At 67.5% G+C, this 15,753-nt stretch carries 14 protein-coding genes; 5 read left to right on the forward strand and 9 right to left on the reverse strand.

Annotated elements, in window-relative coordinates; translation table 11 throughout:
* Window positions 1-12: 12 nt before the first annotated feature.
* The 5 genes from AC4OR5_RS11355 to AC4OR5_RS11375 all read right to left on the reverse strand — a co-directional run bounded on the left by AC4OR5_RS11355 (window position 13) and on the right by AC4OR5_RS11375 (window position 5,679).
* A complete protein-coding gene (locus AC4OR5_RS11355) occupies window positions 13-1,407 on the reverse strand; it encodes an APC family permease (protein ID WP_022581067.1) in 1,395 nt (464 codons plus the stop codon).
* A gap of 420 nt (window positions 1,408-1,827) precedes the next feature.
* Window positions 1,828-2,871 carry an ABC transporter substrate-binding protein gene (locus AC4OR5_RS11360; RefSeq protein ID WP_003084365.1) on the reverse strand — a complete coding sequence of 348 codons (1,044 nt, stop codon included), beginning with the start codon at window positions 2,869-2,871 and terminating at the stop codon, window positions 1,828-1,830.
* 47 nt (window positions 2,872-2,918) lie between these two features.
* A complete protein-coding gene (locus AC4OR5_RS11365; RefSeq protein WP_003084366.1) occupies window positions 2,919-3,707 on the reverse strand; it encodes an ABC transporter permease in 789 nt (262 codons plus the stop codon).
* Entirely contained in the window at window positions 3,704-4,633 is a 930-nt protein-coding gene (locus AC4OR5_RS11370; protein WP_058160856.1) for an ABC transporter permease, read from the reverse strand. Before AC4OR5_RS11370 ends, AC4OR5_RS11365 begins: the two co-directional genes overlap by 4 nt.
* Window positions 4,630-5,679 (reverse strand): ABC transporter ATP-binding protein, encoded by a 1,050-nt coding sequence (locus AC4OR5_RS11375; protein ID WP_034048704.1) that lies wholly within the window; start codon window positions 5,677-5,679, stop codon window positions 4,630-4,632. Before AC4OR5_RS11375 ends, AC4OR5_RS11370 begins: the two co-directional genes overlap by 4 nt.
* A gap of 327 nt (window positions 5,680-6,006) precedes the next feature.
* Here AC4OR5_RS11375 and carP point away from each other — a divergent pair, with 327 nt between their 5' ends.
* Window positions 6,007-6,972, forward strand: coding sequence for a calcium-regulated protein CarP (carP, locus tag AC4OR5_RS11380; RefSeq protein WP_004364984.1), 966 nt, complete (start codon window positions 6,007-6,009; stop codon window positions 6,970-6,972).
* 38 nt (window positions 6,973-7,010) lie between these two features.
* Here the strand turns inward: carP and AC4OR5_RS11385 are convergent, their stop codons facing one another.
* The 3 genes from AC4OR5_RS11385 to rpiA form a co-directional block, all read right to left on the reverse strand.
* Window positions 7,011-8,954 (reverse strand): autotransporter outer membrane beta-barrel domain-containing protein, encoded by a 1,944-nt coding sequence (locus AC4OR5_RS11385; protein ID WP_024947355.1) that lies wholly within the window; start codon window positions 8,952-8,954, stop codon window positions 7,011-7,013.
* Between the two features lie 299 nt (window positions 8,955-9,253).
* Window positions 9,254-9,586: a YegP family protein gene (locus AC4OR5_RS11390; RefSeq protein ID WP_003110581.1), complete on the reverse strand. Its 333-nt coding sequence runs from the start codon at window positions 9,584-9,586 to the stop codon at window positions 9,254-9,256.
* A gap of 122 nt (window positions 9,587-9,708) precedes the next feature.
* Window positions 9,709-10,380, reverse strand: a complete 672-nt coding sequence (gene rpiA, locus AC4OR5_RS11395; protein WP_023086903.1) for a ribose-5-phosphate isomerase RpiA — start codon at window positions 10,378-10,380, stop codon at window positions 9,709-9,711.
* 234 nt (window positions 10,381-10,614) lie between these two features.
* Here rpiA and ilvA point away from each other — a divergent pair, with 234 nt between their 5' ends.
* The 4 genes from ilvA to AC4OR5_RS11415 all read left to right on the forward strand — a co-directional run bounded on the left by ilvA (window position 10,615) and on the right by AC4OR5_RS11415 (window position 14,526).
* A complete protein-coding gene (gene ilvA / locus AC4OR5_RS11400; protein ID WP_017001827.1) occupies window positions 10,615-12,153 on the forward strand; it encodes a threonine ammonia-lyase, biosynthetic in 1,539 nt (512 codons plus the stop codon).
* Window positions 12,154-12,272: 119 nt separating this feature from the next.
* Entirely contained in the window at window positions 12,273-12,740 is a 468-nt protein-coding gene (locus tag AC4OR5_RS11405) for a DUF2269 domain-containing protein (protein ID WP_058160858.1), read from the forward strand.
* 50 nt (window positions 12,741-12,790) lie between these two features.
* Window positions 12,791-14,062 (forward strand): SDR family oxidoreductase, encoded by a 1,272-nt coding sequence (locus AC4OR5_RS11410; RefSeq protein ID WP_058160860.1) that lies wholly within the window; start codon window positions 12,791-12,793, stop codon window positions 14,060-14,062.
* On the forward strand, window positions 14,059-14,526 hold the full coding sequence (locus tag AC4OR5_RS11415; protein WP_003084393.1) for a DUF2269 family protein: 468 nt from the start codon (window positions 14,059-14,061) through the stop codon (window positions 14,524-14,526). Before AC4OR5_RS11410 ends, AC4OR5_RS11415 begins: the two co-directional genes overlap by 4 nt.
* Here the strand turns inward: AC4OR5_RS11415 and AC4OR5_RS11420 are convergent.
* Complete coding sequence (locus AC4OR5_RS11420) at window positions 14,499-15,740, reverse strand: MFS transporter (RefSeq protein ID WP_058160862.1); 1,242 nt, start codon at window positions 15,738-15,740, stop codon at window positions 14,499-14,501. The genes AC4OR5_RS11415 and AC4OR5_RS11420 overlap by 28 nt on opposite strands.
* Window positions 15,741-15,753 lie beyond the last annotated feature (13 nt).

Below are 15,753 nucleotides of genomic sequence, written 5' to 3' on the forward strand. Positions count from 1 at the left end.
GGGCTCCCGGGCTCAGTTCTGTTCGGAGAAGGTCACGGTCGGCGCCTTGCGGCGGAAACCGCCGGTATGCAACGCCAGGTAGGCGAGGCCGGCGGCGAACCAGGTCAGGCCGATCACCAGGGTCAGCGCCGAGAGGCTGGTCCACAGCCACAGGGTCAGGCCCAGGCCGATGGCCGGCACCAGCCCGTAGCGCAGCAGGTCGCGCGGGGCGCGGCGGCCGTCGAGCAGCAGGTAGCTGCGGATCACCGCCAGGTTCACCGCGGAGAACGCCACCAGCGCGCCGAAGCTGATCATCGAGGCCAGGGTGGTGAGGTCGATGACCACCGCCAGCAGGGAAATCACCGAGACCACCAGGATCGCGATCACTGGCGTCTTGAAGCGCTCCGAGAGGCTGCCGAACACGCGCCGCGGCAGGATGCCGTCGCGGCCCATGCTGTAGAGGATGCGCGACACCGAGGCCTGCGAGGCCAGCGCCGAGCCGGCGGCGCCGGCGACGTAGGCGGCGGTGAAGAAGCTGGCGAGGAACTTGCCGCCGGCCGCCAGCATCACTTCGTTGGCCGCCGACTCGGCGTCCTGGAATACGCTGCCGGGGAACACCAGTTGGCTGAAGACCGCCAGCACGGTGAACAGCAGGCCGGCGCCGACCGTGGTGATGACGATGGCGCGCGGGATGTCGCGTTGCGGGTCGCGGGTTTCCTCGGCCAGGGTCGAGACCGCGTCGAAGCCGAGGAACGACAGGCACAGCACCGCCGCGCCGGCCATCAACGGGGCGAAGCCCGGCTGGCTGCCGTCGCCGACGAAGGGCAGGCTCAGGTCCAGCGAGGGGATGCCGGCCAGGTGCTTGACCGCCATGGCGACGAACACCACGGCGAAGACGAACTGGGCGCCGACGATCACGTTGCTCATGCCGGCCACCGAGCTGATGCCGATCACGTTGAGCACGGTGACCAGGCCGATCGCCGCGAGCACGAAGACCCAGGCCGGCACCATCGGGAAGGCGATGTTGAGGAACAGGCCGATGAGCAGGTAGTTGATCATCGGCAGGAACAGGTAGTCGAGCAGCAGCGACCAGCCGGCGAGGAAGCCGACGCAGGGGCCGAAGCTGAGGCTGGTATAGGAATAGGCCGAGCCGGCGATGGGATATTTCTTCACCATGAAACTGTAGGAAAAGGCGGTGAAGAGCATCGCCGCCAGGGTGATCAGGTAGGCGCTGGCGGTACGACCGCCGGTGATCTCGGTGACTACCCCGTAGGTGGTGAACATGGTCAGCGGAACCATGTAGACCAGCCCGAAGAAGACCAGGGCGGGGAGCCCGAGGATGCGCCGCAGGCCGGTACCCTGGGCGCTGTGGACGTACTCGGGGCGCTTGCCGCCGATGAGGATGCCGTTGTTGCGTTGGCTGGCCATGTTCCGCTCCTCGCGAAATGCCGTATCGATCCCGCAGGCGGCCGCGTGGGCGGACCTTTCCTGCGCCGGGTGAATGGACGGGCTAGTGGAAAACCGCTGGGGTTTCCGCCGGGTCGGTGGAAATGGCAGTGACGAGAGGGCGCGCGGCGTGTGCGGGCACGGGCGTTGGGGCGTCGATAGTGTTCATGGCGTTCTCAGGAAGCGTTCTTGTTGGATTTCTAGCTCGCGGTCGCGAGGTTCCCTTGGGCTCTGCCGGCGCCGTTTCCGCGGCTCCGGGCGACCCCTCGAGGAGGGCGCGGTTCGACTCTAGCAATCCGGTTTCGCCGGGGAGAACCCTGTAGACGGTCAAAAAGGGATCGAGATGGCCAAACTGGCTGGCCGGCCAGCGCTGGCGCGAGCTGGCCGCCAGCGCCGCGTCGATCATTTCTTAAGCTTGGTCCAGACCTTGCTGCGCAGCGCCAGGGCTTTCGGCGAGCAGAGCTTGAATGGCTTCAGGCGGTCGAGCTTGTCCTGCGGAGTGTTGATCGCCGGGTCGTCGAACAGTGCCTTCTCCATGAATTTCTCCGAGCCGACGATGGCGTTGTTGTACTTGGCGAAGTTGGAGGCGGCGGCGATGTTCTCCGGGCGCATCATCCAGTCGATGAAGACGTGGGCTTCCTTGACGTTGCTGGCGTCGCGCGGAATCGCGAAGTTGTCGATGAACAGCCGGATGCCTTCCTTCGGATAGACGTATTCGAGGCTGGCGCGTTGGGCGTGGGCGCGGTGGAAGGCGCCGTTCCACTGCTGGTGCATGGCGACCTCGCCGGCGGCCATGCGCTCGATGGTGCCGTCGCTGTTGTACATGGCCAGCGCCGGCTTTTGCCTGAGCAGCAGGTCGAGGACCTTCTGCGCTTCCCTGGCGTCCTCGGTGCATTCGTCGATGCCGAGGTAGTAGGTGGCGGGAATGAATAGTTCCTCGATGGAGTTCAGCGCCACCACCTTGCCTTTCAGCTCGGCTGGTGGTTCGAAGAACGGCTTCCAGCTTTCTTCCAGCCTGCCGCCCGGCACCTTCGCGGTATCGTAGCTGTAGCCGGTGGTGCCCCAGAGATAGGGAATGCTGTAGTCGTGGCCGGGATCGAAGCCAAGGGTCCGGAAGTTTTCCTTCAGATTGCCCAGGCTCGGCAACTGGCTCTTGTCGAGCTTTTGCAGCAGCCCCTCCTTGACGAATATTTCTATGAAACTGTCCGACGGCACCACCACGTCGTAGGCGCCGCCACCGGCCTTGAGCTTGGCCAGCAGTGTCTCGTTGCTGTCGTAGGCGTCGAGGGTGGCCTTGATCCCGGTGTCCTTCTCGAACTTCTTCAGCAACTCCGGCGGGTAGTAGTCCGACCAGTTGGCGAAGTGCAGGGTGCCTTCGGCGCGAGCCTGGCCGCCCAGGGCTAGACCGGCGGCGAAGAGCAGGGTGAGCGGTGTGCGGTAGGTCATGGTGGACTCCTGGCGATCTTCTGTTTTTTCTTCGTGGAGGCAGGTTCTCAGCGGCGGCGTTGGCCGAGGTAGTACGACAGGGCGACGAAGGCGATGGAAATCATGAGGATGATCGATGAAATCGCATTGATCTTCGGGGATATGCCCATGCGGATGGAGCTGAAGATGTACACCGGCAGGGTGGTTGCGCCGGCGCCGGCGACGAAATAGGTGATGACGAAATCGTCCATCGAGATGATGAACGCGAGCATCGCCCCGGACAGCACGCCGGGCATCAGCAGCGGCAGGGTGATTTTCCAGAAGGCCTTCCACGGCGAGGCGTAGAGGTCGGCGGCGGCCTCCGCCAGGCGCGGGTCCAGGCCCTCCAGGCGGGCGCGGATCGGCAGGTAGGCGAAGGGGATGCAGAACACGATGTGGGCGATGAGAATGGTGAACAGCGACAGCTTCAGGCCGATGAAGGAGAAGAACATCAGGGTCGCCACCGCGGTGACGATCTCCGGCACCAGCAGCGGCAGGCCGAGCACGCCGTTCATCAGGGTCTGTCCGCGGAAGGCGCGACCGCGCATGCCCAGCGCGGCGAGGGTGGCCAGGACGGTCGAGGCCAGGGTGGCGAGGGTGGCGACGATCAGCGAGTTCTTCGCCGCGCGGAGGATTTCCGGATCGTTGGCCACCACCGCGTACCATTTCAGGCTGAAGCTCTCCCAGAGCGTCGCCGACTGGCCGCTGTTGAAGCTGAGCGCTACCAGCACCAGGATCGGGATGTAGAGGAAGGCGAAGAACAGCCAGGCGGCCTGGCGCACGCCGCTGAAGGTCCAGAGTGGATTGCGGCCGTTCATGGCTGGCCTCCGCCGGCGTTGGCCCGGAAGCGCAGGCTGTGGATCAGCATCGCCAGCAGGACGAAGGCCAGCAGGGCGAACGAAAGGGCGGCGCCGAAGGGCCAGTTGTGCGCGGTACCGAATTGCAGCTGGATCAGGTTGCCGATCATCAGCGCCTTACCGCCGCCGAGCAATTCCGGAATGATGTAGCTGCCCAGGGCCGGGATGAATACCAGGATGCAGCCGGCGACTATCCCCGGCATCGCCAGCGGCACGATCACCCGCCGCAGCGCTTTCCAGCGGTTGGCGCCGAGGTCGAATGCCGCCTCCACCAGGCGCCAGTCCATCTTTTCCAGGCTGCTGTAGATCGGCAGCACCATGAACGGCAGGTAGGTATAAAGGAGGCCGATGATCACCGCGTTGTCGGTATAGAGCAGCCCCAGCCCGGTGTCGGTCAGGCCGATGCCTTGCAGGCCGGCGTCCACCAGCCCGCCGTTGCGCAGCAGCAGGATCCAGGCGTAGACCCGCACCAGCAGGTTGGTCCAGAACGGCACGGTGACCAGGAACAGCAGCAGGTTGCGCCGACGTTCCGGTTGCAACGCCAGGTACAGCGCGGTGGGGAAGCCGAGCGCCAGGCAGCCGAGGGTGGTCAGCAGCGACAGCCAGAACGAGCGCTGGAAGATGCCCAGGTAGTCGGCGTTGAACACCAGGCTGTCGTCCAGGTCGCGTTCCCAGAGGAAATTGAGGTAGGCCTCCAGGCTGTGCTGGCCCCATTTCACTCCGCCGTAGTCGCCGGATTGCTGGATCGACACGGCGAACATGATGCCCAGCGGGATCACCAGGAACAGCACCAGCATCAGCATCGCCGGGCTGCTCAGCAGCAGGCGCCGACGCAGCTGCCGGCGTTCGGCCGACTGTTGCGCGGTAGGTCGCCCGGCGGTGCTCATTCGGCGAGCACCCGGATGGCGGCGGCGGGAATCCGCACCCGCACCTTCGCCCCCGGACTGTGCGGGCAGCGTGCGCCGTCGCGGTTCTGCTGGCGCACGCGGAAGCCCGGCTGGCCGGCCACGTTCAGGTGGTAGACGGTATCGGTGCCGACATAGACGATGTTTTCCAGCACGCCTTCCAACTGGCCGTCGGCGGCCAGTTCGGTGCGCTCCGGGCGGATCGCCAGGGTCACCGCGCCGCTGCCCGGGGTCGTCGCGGCCAGCCGCTGGCCGTCCGCCAGGCGCACGCCGTCGGCGTCGGCCTGGCCCTCGAGGAAGTTGGTTTCGCCGATGAAGTCGGCGACCGCCCGGTTCAGCGGCGCCTCGTAGATGTCGCTGGGCGTGCCGACCTGCAACACCTTGCCCTTGCTCATCACCGCGATGCGGTCGGACATGGTCAGCGCTTCCTCCTGGTCGTGGGTGACGAAGATGAAGGTGATCCCGGTCTCGTGCTGCAGGCGCTTCAGCTCGATCTGCATTTCCTTGCGCAGCTTCAGGTCCAGCGCCGACAGCGACTCGTCGAGCAGCAGCACCTTGGGCCGGCTGGCCAGCGCGCGGGCCAGGGCGATGCGTTGCTGCTGGCCACCGGACAACTGGTCGGCGCGGCGCTTGCCGACCTCCGGCAGCTTCACCAGCTCGAGCATGCGGCTCACGGTGGCGTCGATCTCGCTGCGCGGGCGGCCCTGCATCTCCAGGCCGAAGCCGATGTTCTCGGCGACGCTCATGTGCGGGAACAGCGCATAACTCTGGAACACCGTGTTGACCGGGCGGCGGAACGGCGGCAGGCCTTCCATGCGTTCGCCATAGAGGCGGATGCTGCCGGAGCTGGGTTGTTCGAAACCGGCGATGAGGCGGAGGAGGGTGGTCTTGCCGCAGCCGGAAGGGCCGAGGAGGGTGAAGAATTCGTTGGCGTGGATATCCAGGGACACATCGTCAAGGGCCTTCAGGCCTTGGCCGGGGGTACCGAATTCCATGCAGATCCGCTCGATGGCTATCGCGCTGGTCATGCTGAATTCCATGCAGTCAAGCAGTTGTTATTGTTGAGGTTTTGCGGTTTCTGGGGCCCGCTTCACCTGCTGCGGTTCGATAATGACCGGGGCGCCGCGGGCGCAGAACGATAGATGCGGCCAATAAGGGATCGAACAGGCCAATCTGGTGGCGCTGGAAGAAGACTGCGGATGCTCTCTTGTCGTCTCTTTCGGACAGGAAACTCGGACCTGTCCGAGTCGCCCGGGCGGCTGGCTGACTTTAAGCTTGGCTTCAGCCTGGAGCCGTAGCTTGCGTAGGAAAGGTCGGGCGCAGCCCGTTTCCATACAGCGTACAGGCTCTATGCTATGACTATCCACGCCCAAACTCCCGAGCCGTTTTCAATGTCCCGAGCTTTTACGCCTCGCCGTCTGCTGCTGGCCGTCCTGCTGGTCGCGCTGACCGCGCTGGTCCTTCTCGGCCAGAGCTTCCGCGTCTTCGACCGGGCCTGGTTCGCTGTCCAGGAGTGGCGTCACGCCGATGCCTGGAAAGAGCGCTCGATATGGCTGCCGGACTACCGCGTGCGGATCGAGGCGCAGCCCATCGAGGGGTTGAACGACGACGTTTCCGCGCTGACCTTCGATCCCGACCGGCGCACCCTGTTCACCGTGACCAACCAGCCGGCGCAGATCATCGAGCTGTCCTTGCAGGGCAAGGTACTGCGGACCATCCCGCTGACCGGCTTCGGCGACGCCGAGGCCATCGAGTACATCAGCCGCGGTGTCTACGTGATCACCGACGAGCGCCAGCAACGCCTGGTCAAGGTGCGCCTGGAGGACGATACGCGCTTCATCGACGCTGCCGATGCCCAGCAGCTTTCGCTGGGTATCGGCCTCAACGGCAACAAGGGTTTCGAGGGGCTGGCCTACGACGCCGAGGGCAAGCGCCTGTTCGTCGCCAAGGAGCGCGACCCGGTGCGCATCTACGAGATCCACGGTTTCCCCCACACCCAGGCGGACAAACCGTTCGCCGTGCACGTGGTGGACGACCCCGGGCGCGACAAGCGCCTGTTCGTCCGCGACCTGTCCAGCCTGCAGTTCGACGAGGGCACCGGGCACCTGCTGGCGTTGTCCGACGAGTCGCGTCTGGTAGTCGAGCTGGACACCGACGGCGAGCCGGTCAGCACCCTGTCGCTGCTGCGCGGCATGCACGGCCTGAAGCGCAGCGTGCCGCAGGCCGAGGGCGTGGCGATGGACGACCGTGGCGTGCTCTACCTGGTCAGCGAGCCGAACCTGTTCTACGTGTTCAGCAAGGACGAGCCGGCGCAGCCCTGACGCGGCTGCGGGGACGGCAGGAGCGTCCCCTGGCCCGCTCAGAACTGCCAGTTCACCCCGAGCGAATAGCCCGCCTGGTTGCCTTCGCTGTGGGCGAAGCGGCTGTTGGCTTCGGCGAAGACCCCGAGCTGCTCGGTGATCGCCAGTTGCGCGCCAAGCTGGGCGCGGCCGAAATCCTTGTCCACGCCGCCCATGTCGGCGACCCGGACACGCCCGTCGCCGCGGCTGGTCAGGTCCATGTCCTCCAGGCGTCCGTCCGCCAGCTCGCGGACCCAGCGCAGGCTGGCGTAGGGTTGCAGGCGCATTCTCGCACCCAGCGCCAGCTCGCCGCGCAGGCGCCATCCGAGGCTCGCCTCCAGTGAGTCGTAGTCCTGCTTCTCGTAGCCGAGTGCGGTACGCAGGGCCTCGTCCTCGCGGAAGTCGTCGATGCGGTAGCGCATGTAGTCGAGACCGGCCAGCGGCCCGCTCCGCAGTTCGCCGAAGCTGAAGTCATAGCCGCCTTCCAGCCGGGCGCCCCAGGACCAGGCCGAGGTGTCGCCCGACAGACGCTGGTCGAGCAGCACCGGCCCGCCGGCGGCCTGGAGGTAGACCGAACGCTTGCTGTCGTAGCGGGTATGCCCGAGGTTCAGCTCGCCGGCCAGCCATTCCGGACCGCCGTCGTTGTACAGGCCGAACAGGCCGAGCTGCCAGGTGTCGCCCTCGATGCGCCCGCCATGGTCCAGCTTGTCGCGGCTGCGCTGGAAGGCCAGGCTGCCGCCGAGGGTCAGGGCCTCGCTGTAGCGGTAGTCGCCGAGCAGATGCACGCCGGCACGCCTGGACTCCGGATCGCCAGGCATGTCGAAACCGCTGTCCGGCGAGACCTCGCCCTCCGCGCCCACCTCGCCGTCGAAGCTGCCTACCGGCCGGTTGCTGCCGAGCAGGGTCAGCCAGCGGCGGTCGTGCAGGCGGGTCAGTGCCTGGTGCTGGCGCTGCAACTGGTCTTCCATCTGCCGCGCCAGGGCGCCGCCGGAGGCGGTGGAGGCCAGCAGGTCGGCGTTGGTCAGCTCCAGCACCAGGCGCGTCAGCAGGCGGGAAAAGTCGCGCATGCGTTGCTCGATGCGCTCCTGGCCGAGGGCGTTGGTCAGTACTTCCTTGTTGTCCTCGGCCGGGTCGTGCCAGGTTGAGCCGCCGGGAATCGCCGGGTTGTCGGTCTGCTCGTAGCCGTCCAGGTCGCCCAGTTCCCAGTTGGTCGCCTCGATGAACAACACCGGGATGTCCATCCCGTTGAAGCTTTCGCCGTCGCTGCAGCAGCCGGTACCCGCCGGGTATTCGGCGTTCAGGCCGGGGTTGGTGAACAGCGGGATGTCCAGCTCGCGGGCGATGCGCAGGATCTGTTCGCGGTAGGCGCCGAGGGCCGGGCTGGACACGCTGTTGGAGCCGGCATGGGCGTACATCTTGTCGCCGGTGACCAGGCTGTCGAGGTTGATCATTCCCTGCAGGTTGGCGCGCTGGCTGGCGTCGAGGGACTCGACGTAGGCACGCGAACCGCGCAGGCCTTCCTCCTCGGCGCCGAAACCGACCACCTCGAGGCCGTTCTCCAGGGCGATGCCGCCGAGGTTGCGGGCGATCTCGGTGAGCACCGCCGCGCCCGAGGCGTTATCGTCCAGGCCCTGCAGGGTCGGGCGACCGTAGTAGGTGTCGTAGTGCGCGCCGAGTACCAGGAACTTCCCGCTGCTGCCGGGCGCCGAGGCGATGACGTTCTGCGAACTGCGGTTGCCGGCCCAGGTGAAGTCCTGGCGACTGGTCTGGTAGCCGAAGCCCAGGCGCGACTGCATCAGTTCGCTGGCACCGGCGAAGCTGGCGGTGCCGCGATAGCGGCCCGGGTAGTCGGTGATCAGGCGCTCCAGGGTCTCCCCGGCGTATTCCCCGTATTGGTAGGCGTTGGCGCCCAACGACAGCGCGGCACATCCCAGGCCTACAGCGACAGCTAATGGTTTGAACACGGCACTTTCCTCTGTGTCGGTACGATGGTGCATCGAATGATGCTCGCGCCGCGCAAGCAGGATGCGGACCGTTTCATGTCCCTGGAGCACGAATTGACGCCTGGGCGACCTGAGGTGTCGCTACGTTGTAACTGGCAGCGGCTTGGACGGCGAAGCAGAGAGAGGCAGCGGCCGGGAGTGTTACTTGCGAGCCTGAAAATGGGGCGCTGCGTTCAACTCCTGGGACGGGAAGTAACCGCGGAAGGGAATGCAGAGGTGGATGGGCGGCGCTTGTGCCTCGGCACAGGCGCCGCCAGGCCTCAGCTTTCGTCGCTGAGGCCGGCTTCCGGCGCTGCGCGCTTCACCGACTGCACGCCGGCTTCGGCGTTGGCCTGGCTGGCATAGAGCTGGCTCTGGCCGACGACCTGGCCATTGGTGGCCTTGAGCACGAAGTGGAACTTGCCGTTGTTGGCCGGCTTGACCTCGAAGGCACCGTCGCGCTGGGAGTTCTTGCGCACCGACTCGATGCCGCCGAGCGCCGAGTCCTTGGCCTTGTACAGTTCGCTGGTGAGAATGATCTCGCCGTTGGCGGCATGCAGGTTGAAGTGGAACTGGCCGTCTTTCGCTTTCTTCAGATGGAATTTGGCTGCCATGTCTAGCTCCTTGTTCACGGGGTGCGGCGGATCGCAACGGACCAGCCGTCTGCTGAGACACAGCGTAGCCGCTTTTGTTGCAGTGTCGCCCCGCACCGGTCATCGGCCTGGGGCGAGCGGGCTCAGGCCTTGAGGGTCTTGACGCCGTCGGCGGTGCCGAGCAGCAGCAGGTCGGCCGGGCGGGCGGCGAACAGGCCGTTGGTGACCACGCCGACGATGGCGTTGATCTTCTCTTCCAGTTCCACCGGGCTGTCGATGCGCAGGTTGTGCACGTCGAGGATGATATTGCCGTTGTCGGTCAGCACGCCTTCGCGGTAGACCGGATCGCCGCCGAGCTTCACCAGTTGGCGGGCGACGTGGCTGCGAGCCATCGGGATGACCTCCACCGGCAGCGGGAACTGGCCGAGGATGGGTACCAGCTTGCTGGCATCGGCGATGCAAATGAAGGTCTTGGCCACCGCGGCGACGATCTTCTCGCGGGTCAGCGCGGCACCGCCGCCCTTGATCAGCTCCAGGCGCTCGTTGCTTTCGTCGGCGCCGTCGACGTAGAACTCCAGCTCGCTGACCGTGTTCAGCTCGTAGACCGGGATGCCATGCTCCTTCAGGCGCCTGGCGGTGGCCTCCGAACTGGCCACTGCGCCGTCGAACTCGGCCTTGTGGCGGGCCAGGGCATCGATGAAGAAGTTGGCGGTGGAGCCTGTGCCGACGCCGACGATGCTCTTGCTGTCGAGGTGCGGAAGAATGTGGTCGACGGCGGCCTGTGCCACTGCCTGCTTGAGCTGATCCTGGTTCATCCCGGGTGCCTGTCTGGTTGCCTGGCCGGCCGTCCCGGCGGCGCAGGCGGAGGGTGCGCGCGGCCGGGGCGGCCCGGCGGGTTTCCGGCACGTCCTGTGCCGCTGCGATACGAAGGGACGAATTATAGCGGCCTGGCGTCCTCCGGTCTTGCCCCGGATGACCGGCAGTCGCGGTGTTTTCCTGCGGCGCGCCGGTAGTCCGCCCGGCGGGCCTGGAGTAGACTCCGGGCTTCCGTGAAGTCCGCCGAACCGCCTCCGATGCTCGAACAATACGTCAAGAAGATCCTCACCTCGCGCGTCTACGACGTCGCGGTGGAAACACCCCTGCAACCCGCCCGCCAGTTGTCCGAACGCCTCGGCAACCAGGTCCTGCTCAAGCGCGAGGACCTGCAGCCGGTGTTTTCCTTCAAGATCCGCGGCGCCTACAACAAGGTCGCGCAGCTCACCGAGGAGGAGAAGGCCCGCGGGGTGATCGCCGCCTCGGCCGGCAACCACGCCCAGGGCCTGGCCCTGGCGGCCAAGCGGCAGGGGATCAGGGCGGTCATCGTGATGCCCAAGACCACCCCCGAGATCAAGGTCCAGGCGGTGCGCGCCCACGGCGCCAAGGCGGTGCTGCACGGCGACGCCTTCCCCGAGGCGCTGGCCCACGCGCTGAAGCTGGTCGACGAGAAGGGCTACACCTTCGTCCATCCCTACGACGATCCGGACACCATCGCCGGCCAGGGCACCGTGGCCATGGAGATCCTCCGCCAGCAGCCCGGCCGCCTCGATGCGATCTTCGTCCCGGTGGGTGGTGGCGGATTGGTCGCCGGCATCGCCGCCTACGTCAAGTACCTGCGTCCGGAGATCAAGGTGATCGGCGTCGAGCCGGACGAGTCGAACTGCCTGCAGGCGGCCATGGCCGCCGGCGAGCGGGTGGTGCTGGGCCAGGTCGGGCTGTTCGCCGACGGCGTGGCGGTGGCGCAGATCGGCCAGCACACCTTCGACATCTGCAAGGACCACGTCGACGAAGTGATCACCGTCAGCACCGACGAGATCTGTGCGGCGATCAAGGACATCTACGACGACACCCGCTCGATCACCGAGCCGGCCGGCGCGCTGGCGGTGGCCGGGATCAAGAAGTACGTCGAGCGCGAGCGCGCCGAGGGGCAGACCCTGGTGGCGATCGACTCCGGCGCCAACGTCAACTTCGATCGCCTGCGGCATGTCGCCGAACGCGCCGAACTGGGCGAGCGCCGCGAAGCGATCATCGCGGTGACCATTCCCGAGCGGCCGGGCAGCTTCAAGGCCTTCTGCGAGGCGGTCGGCAAGCGCCAGATCACCGAGTTCAACTATCGCTACCACAGCGGCAGCGAGGCGCACATCTTCGTCGGCGTGCAGACCCACCCGGAGAACGACCCGCGCGAGGCGCTGGTGGCCTATCTGCGCGAGAAGGGCTTCCCGGTCCTCGACCTGACCGACAACGAACTGGCCAAGTTGCACATCCGCCATATGGTCGGCGGCCATGCGGTGAAAGTCAGCGACGAGATGGTGTTCCGCTTCGAATTCCCCGAGCGGCCCGGCGCGCTGTTCAACTTCCTCACCAAGCTCGGCGGGCGCTGGAACATCTCGATGTTCCACTACCGTAACCATGGCGCGGCCGACGGCCGGGTGGTGGCCGGGTTGCAGGTGCCGGAAGACGAGCGCCACCTGATCCCGCAGACCCTGGAGGCGATCGGCTATCCGTACTGGGACGAGACCGCCAACCCGGCCTACCAGCTGTTCCTCGGCTGACCCGCGGCGGCTCGCCGACACGGGCTGCTAAGCTTCACGGGCAGGTGATCTCCTTCCTCGGGAACTGAGCCCGCCCCCGGCCCCTCAAACGGGCCGGGAACACGGACAAGGATGCGCTGATGGAACATTTTCTCCAGATCAAGATTCTCCACGGAGTCGCCACCGTGCTGCTCTTCGGCGGCCTGCTCGGCCTGGCGTTCTACGCCTGGCGCAGCTGGCGGACGGGCGACGCGGCGCGGATCGCGCGCGGTTTCAAGCGGGTCCGCCTGATCGGCTGGCCGCTGCTGGGGCTCAGCCTGCTGGCCCTGCCGGTCAGCGGCTGGTGGCTGGCGCACCTGGCCGGCTGGCCGTTGGGCCAGAGCTGGCTGCTGTTCGGCGCCTGCCTCTATCTGCTCGGCTGCATCTTCTGGCTGGTCCTCGCCGGCCGCCTGGCGCGGGTCCAGCACCAGGCCGGCGCCGCCGAGACGGCGGGGGCCGCGCTGGGCGAGCAGACCCTGCGCGAGATCAAGGTGGGCCTGGTCATGGCCCTGCTCGGTGCGGCCAGCTTCATCGCGGTGGCGGTACTGATGGTCAGCAAGCCGCTCTGAAACGCCAACGAAATGGACTTCACCGGCCTTCGCCGGTTCTGTAGGAACGCATGCGTATTCTGCTGGTAGGCGCGGGAGGTTTCGTCGGGCGGCACCTGCTCCCGGCGCTGCTCGCCGCCGGACACGAACTGCTCCTCACCGCGCGCCGCCCGCCGGTCGATGCGCCTGCCGGCGTACGCTGGCTGGCGCTCGACCTGGAGCGGCTTGCGGAAAGGCCGGACAGCTTCGCCTGGCCCGCCGGGGTCGACCTGCTGATCAATGCCGCCGGCACCATGAGCCTCGACGAGGCGAGCATGGCTCGCGTCCAGGACAGCGGCGCGCGAACACTCTTCGACCTCGCTGCGGCCCATGGGGCGAAGGTCCTGCAGATTTCCGCGCTGGGCGCCGGTGCGCACCCGGACGTGGCCTTCCTCGCCAGCAAGGCGGCGGCCGACCGCCACCTGCTGGAACTGGGCATCCCGGCGCTGGTGCTGCGCCCGTCCCTGCTGCTGGGGCCGGGCGGCGCCAGCAGCGCCTGGCTGGAACGCCTGTCGCCGCTACCGCTGATTCCCTTGCTGGACAATCGCGCGCGCCTGCAACCGCTGCATGTCGAGGACCTGGTCGGCGCGGTGCTGGCCCTGCTGCGCCGCTGGCCGGAGCGGGCGCAGGTGATTCCGCTGGTGGGCCCGCAGGCGCTGACCCAGGGCGAGCTGCTGGACGAGCTGCGCCGCGCCCAGGGTTGGCCGCGCGGCCGCTATGTGGTGCCGCCCGCGGCGCTTCTCGATGCGTTGGGCGGGCATGGCCGGCGTGCTGGCTGGCGGACACTGAGTCCATCGATGCTGAAGCTGGTGCGCCACGACAACCTGGCCGACCCGGCACTCCTCGATGCGGCCTGCGGCTATCGTTGCGCGCCGCTGGCCAGTCGCCTGCTCGGCTGGCCGCAGGCGGCACGCAGCCTGGCGGCTCTGATGCGGCCGCTGATGCTGGCGGCCCTGGTGCTGATCTGGCTGGGTACCCTGGTCGCCTGCCTGGGGCCGGGTTACGGCTGGGGCCTGCGGATCCTCGGCGAGGCCGGCATCCACGGCTGGCCGGCGAGCCTGGCGGTGATCGCCGGGGCCCTGCTCGACGGCGCGCTCGGCGTCGGCCTGCTGCTCCGCCGCTGGCGTCGGCGCGCGCTGCTGGCGCAGTTCTGGCTGATGCTTGGCTACAGCCTGGCGATCAGCCTGATCCTGCCGCATTACTGGTACGACCCCTACATGGCGGTCGGCAAGAACATCGTGCTGATGGTGGCCACGCTCTGGCTGCTGGGCGACGAACCTCGAGCCAGGGAGGCCCGTGGATGAACCTTTACCTGCTGCTGAAGACCCTGCATATCCTTTCCTCGACCATTCTTTTCGGCACCGGCCTGGGGTCGGCCTACTACGCCCTGCGTGCCTGGCGCAGCGGGCAGTTGCCGGTGATCGCAGTGACCTTCCGCCACCTGGTCACCGCCGACTGGCTGTTCATCGCCACCACCGCGGTGTTCCAGCCGCTCAGCGGCCTGGCCATGGTGCATGTCGCCGGCTGGTCGCTGGCCCAGGGCTGGTTGCTGTGGAGCCTGGGCCTCTACGTGTTCGCCGGGCTCTGCTGGCTACCGGTGGTGTGGTTGCAGATCCGCGTACGCGACATGGCCGAGGCGGCCTTGCGCGAGGCGCGGCCCATCGAACCGCTGGCGTACCGCTACATGAACGCCTGGTTCATCCTCGGCTGGCCGGCCTTCATCGCCTTCATGGTCATCTTCTACCTGATGGTCAACAAGCCGGTCTGAGAGTCCCCTCGGCGCAACCAGAGCAACGCCAGGACCAGGAACGCCAGGGAGCCGCCCCAGTACAACCAGGCGAAGCCGCCGGGCCGCTCCAGCAGGAGGAAGGCCAGGGCCGGGCCCAGCGCGGCACCGAGGTCCTGGACGATGGAGTAGCGGGTCATGAAGCCGACCACGTCGCCGGCGCGGGCGACGTCGGCGGCGAGGGCGTCGGTCAGGGTGGTGAGGGCGGTGGCGACCAGCATCACCAGCAGGGCGATGGCCAGCCAGGCGAGAATGGGCAGCCTGCTGGAAAGCAGGCCGAAGCCCATTGCGCCGACCAGTAGCGCAGCCACGTAGAAGCGCCGACGCCCGCGCGGGCCATCCGACCAGGCACCGAAGCGCCCGGCCAGCCAGGGCTCCCAAGACCAGCGCAGGGCCTGGATGATCCCGGAGAGGCCGGCGGCGCTGAGCGCCAGGCCGAGCAGGCTGACCTCGGTGCCGAAGCTGCGGGCGATCAGCGCGCTCAGGGTGGCGGCGAGCACGCCCTGGATCAGGAGCGCGGTGGCGAAGCCGCTGAGGATCACCAGGCCGCGCGGCGGCGGGCGCCTGGCGATGCTGGTGGATGCCGTTGCGGCGGAGGTCCGCGCATGTCCGGCGGGACTCTCCGGCAGGTCGAAACCCTTCGCCAGCAGCGGCAGGCCGAGCAGTGCCAGGATCGCGAAGGACAGCGCCAGCGCCGGCAGGCCGAGGACCGGCACCAGCAGCCCACCGAGCAGCATGCCTACCAGGCTGCCCAGGCGGTAGAGGCCGTTGTACAGGCCCATGGCGCGGCCGCGCTGGTGGTCGGCAGCGCAGTAGACCACCGCCGAGAGCCCGCCGATGCGGAAGAACGACCAGCCGACCCCCCACAGTCCGCGCAGCAGCACCCAGGCCAGGAAACCGCTGGCCAGGCCGTAGCCGGCGGTGCTCAGCACGCCGATGACGACCGCCAGGAGCAGGCCGGTCTTCAGTGCCAGGTGCTTGTACAGGCGGCCGATCAGCGGATTGAAGGGCAGGCGGATCAGGCGGTTGATCGACAGCAGCACGCCGACCTGCCAGAGCGCTTCCAGGCCGACCTCGTGCCAGTAGATCGGCAGGGCGATATAAAGCATCGAATCGCCGGCCAGGCATAGCGCGGTGACCAGGGCGACGATCACGACCGGCCGCAGCGAGCCGGGAGCGGGGGCGGTGTGGGGCATCCTGGGTCCGCCG

Source organism: Pseudomonas sp. YA1, from assembly GCF_058680555.1.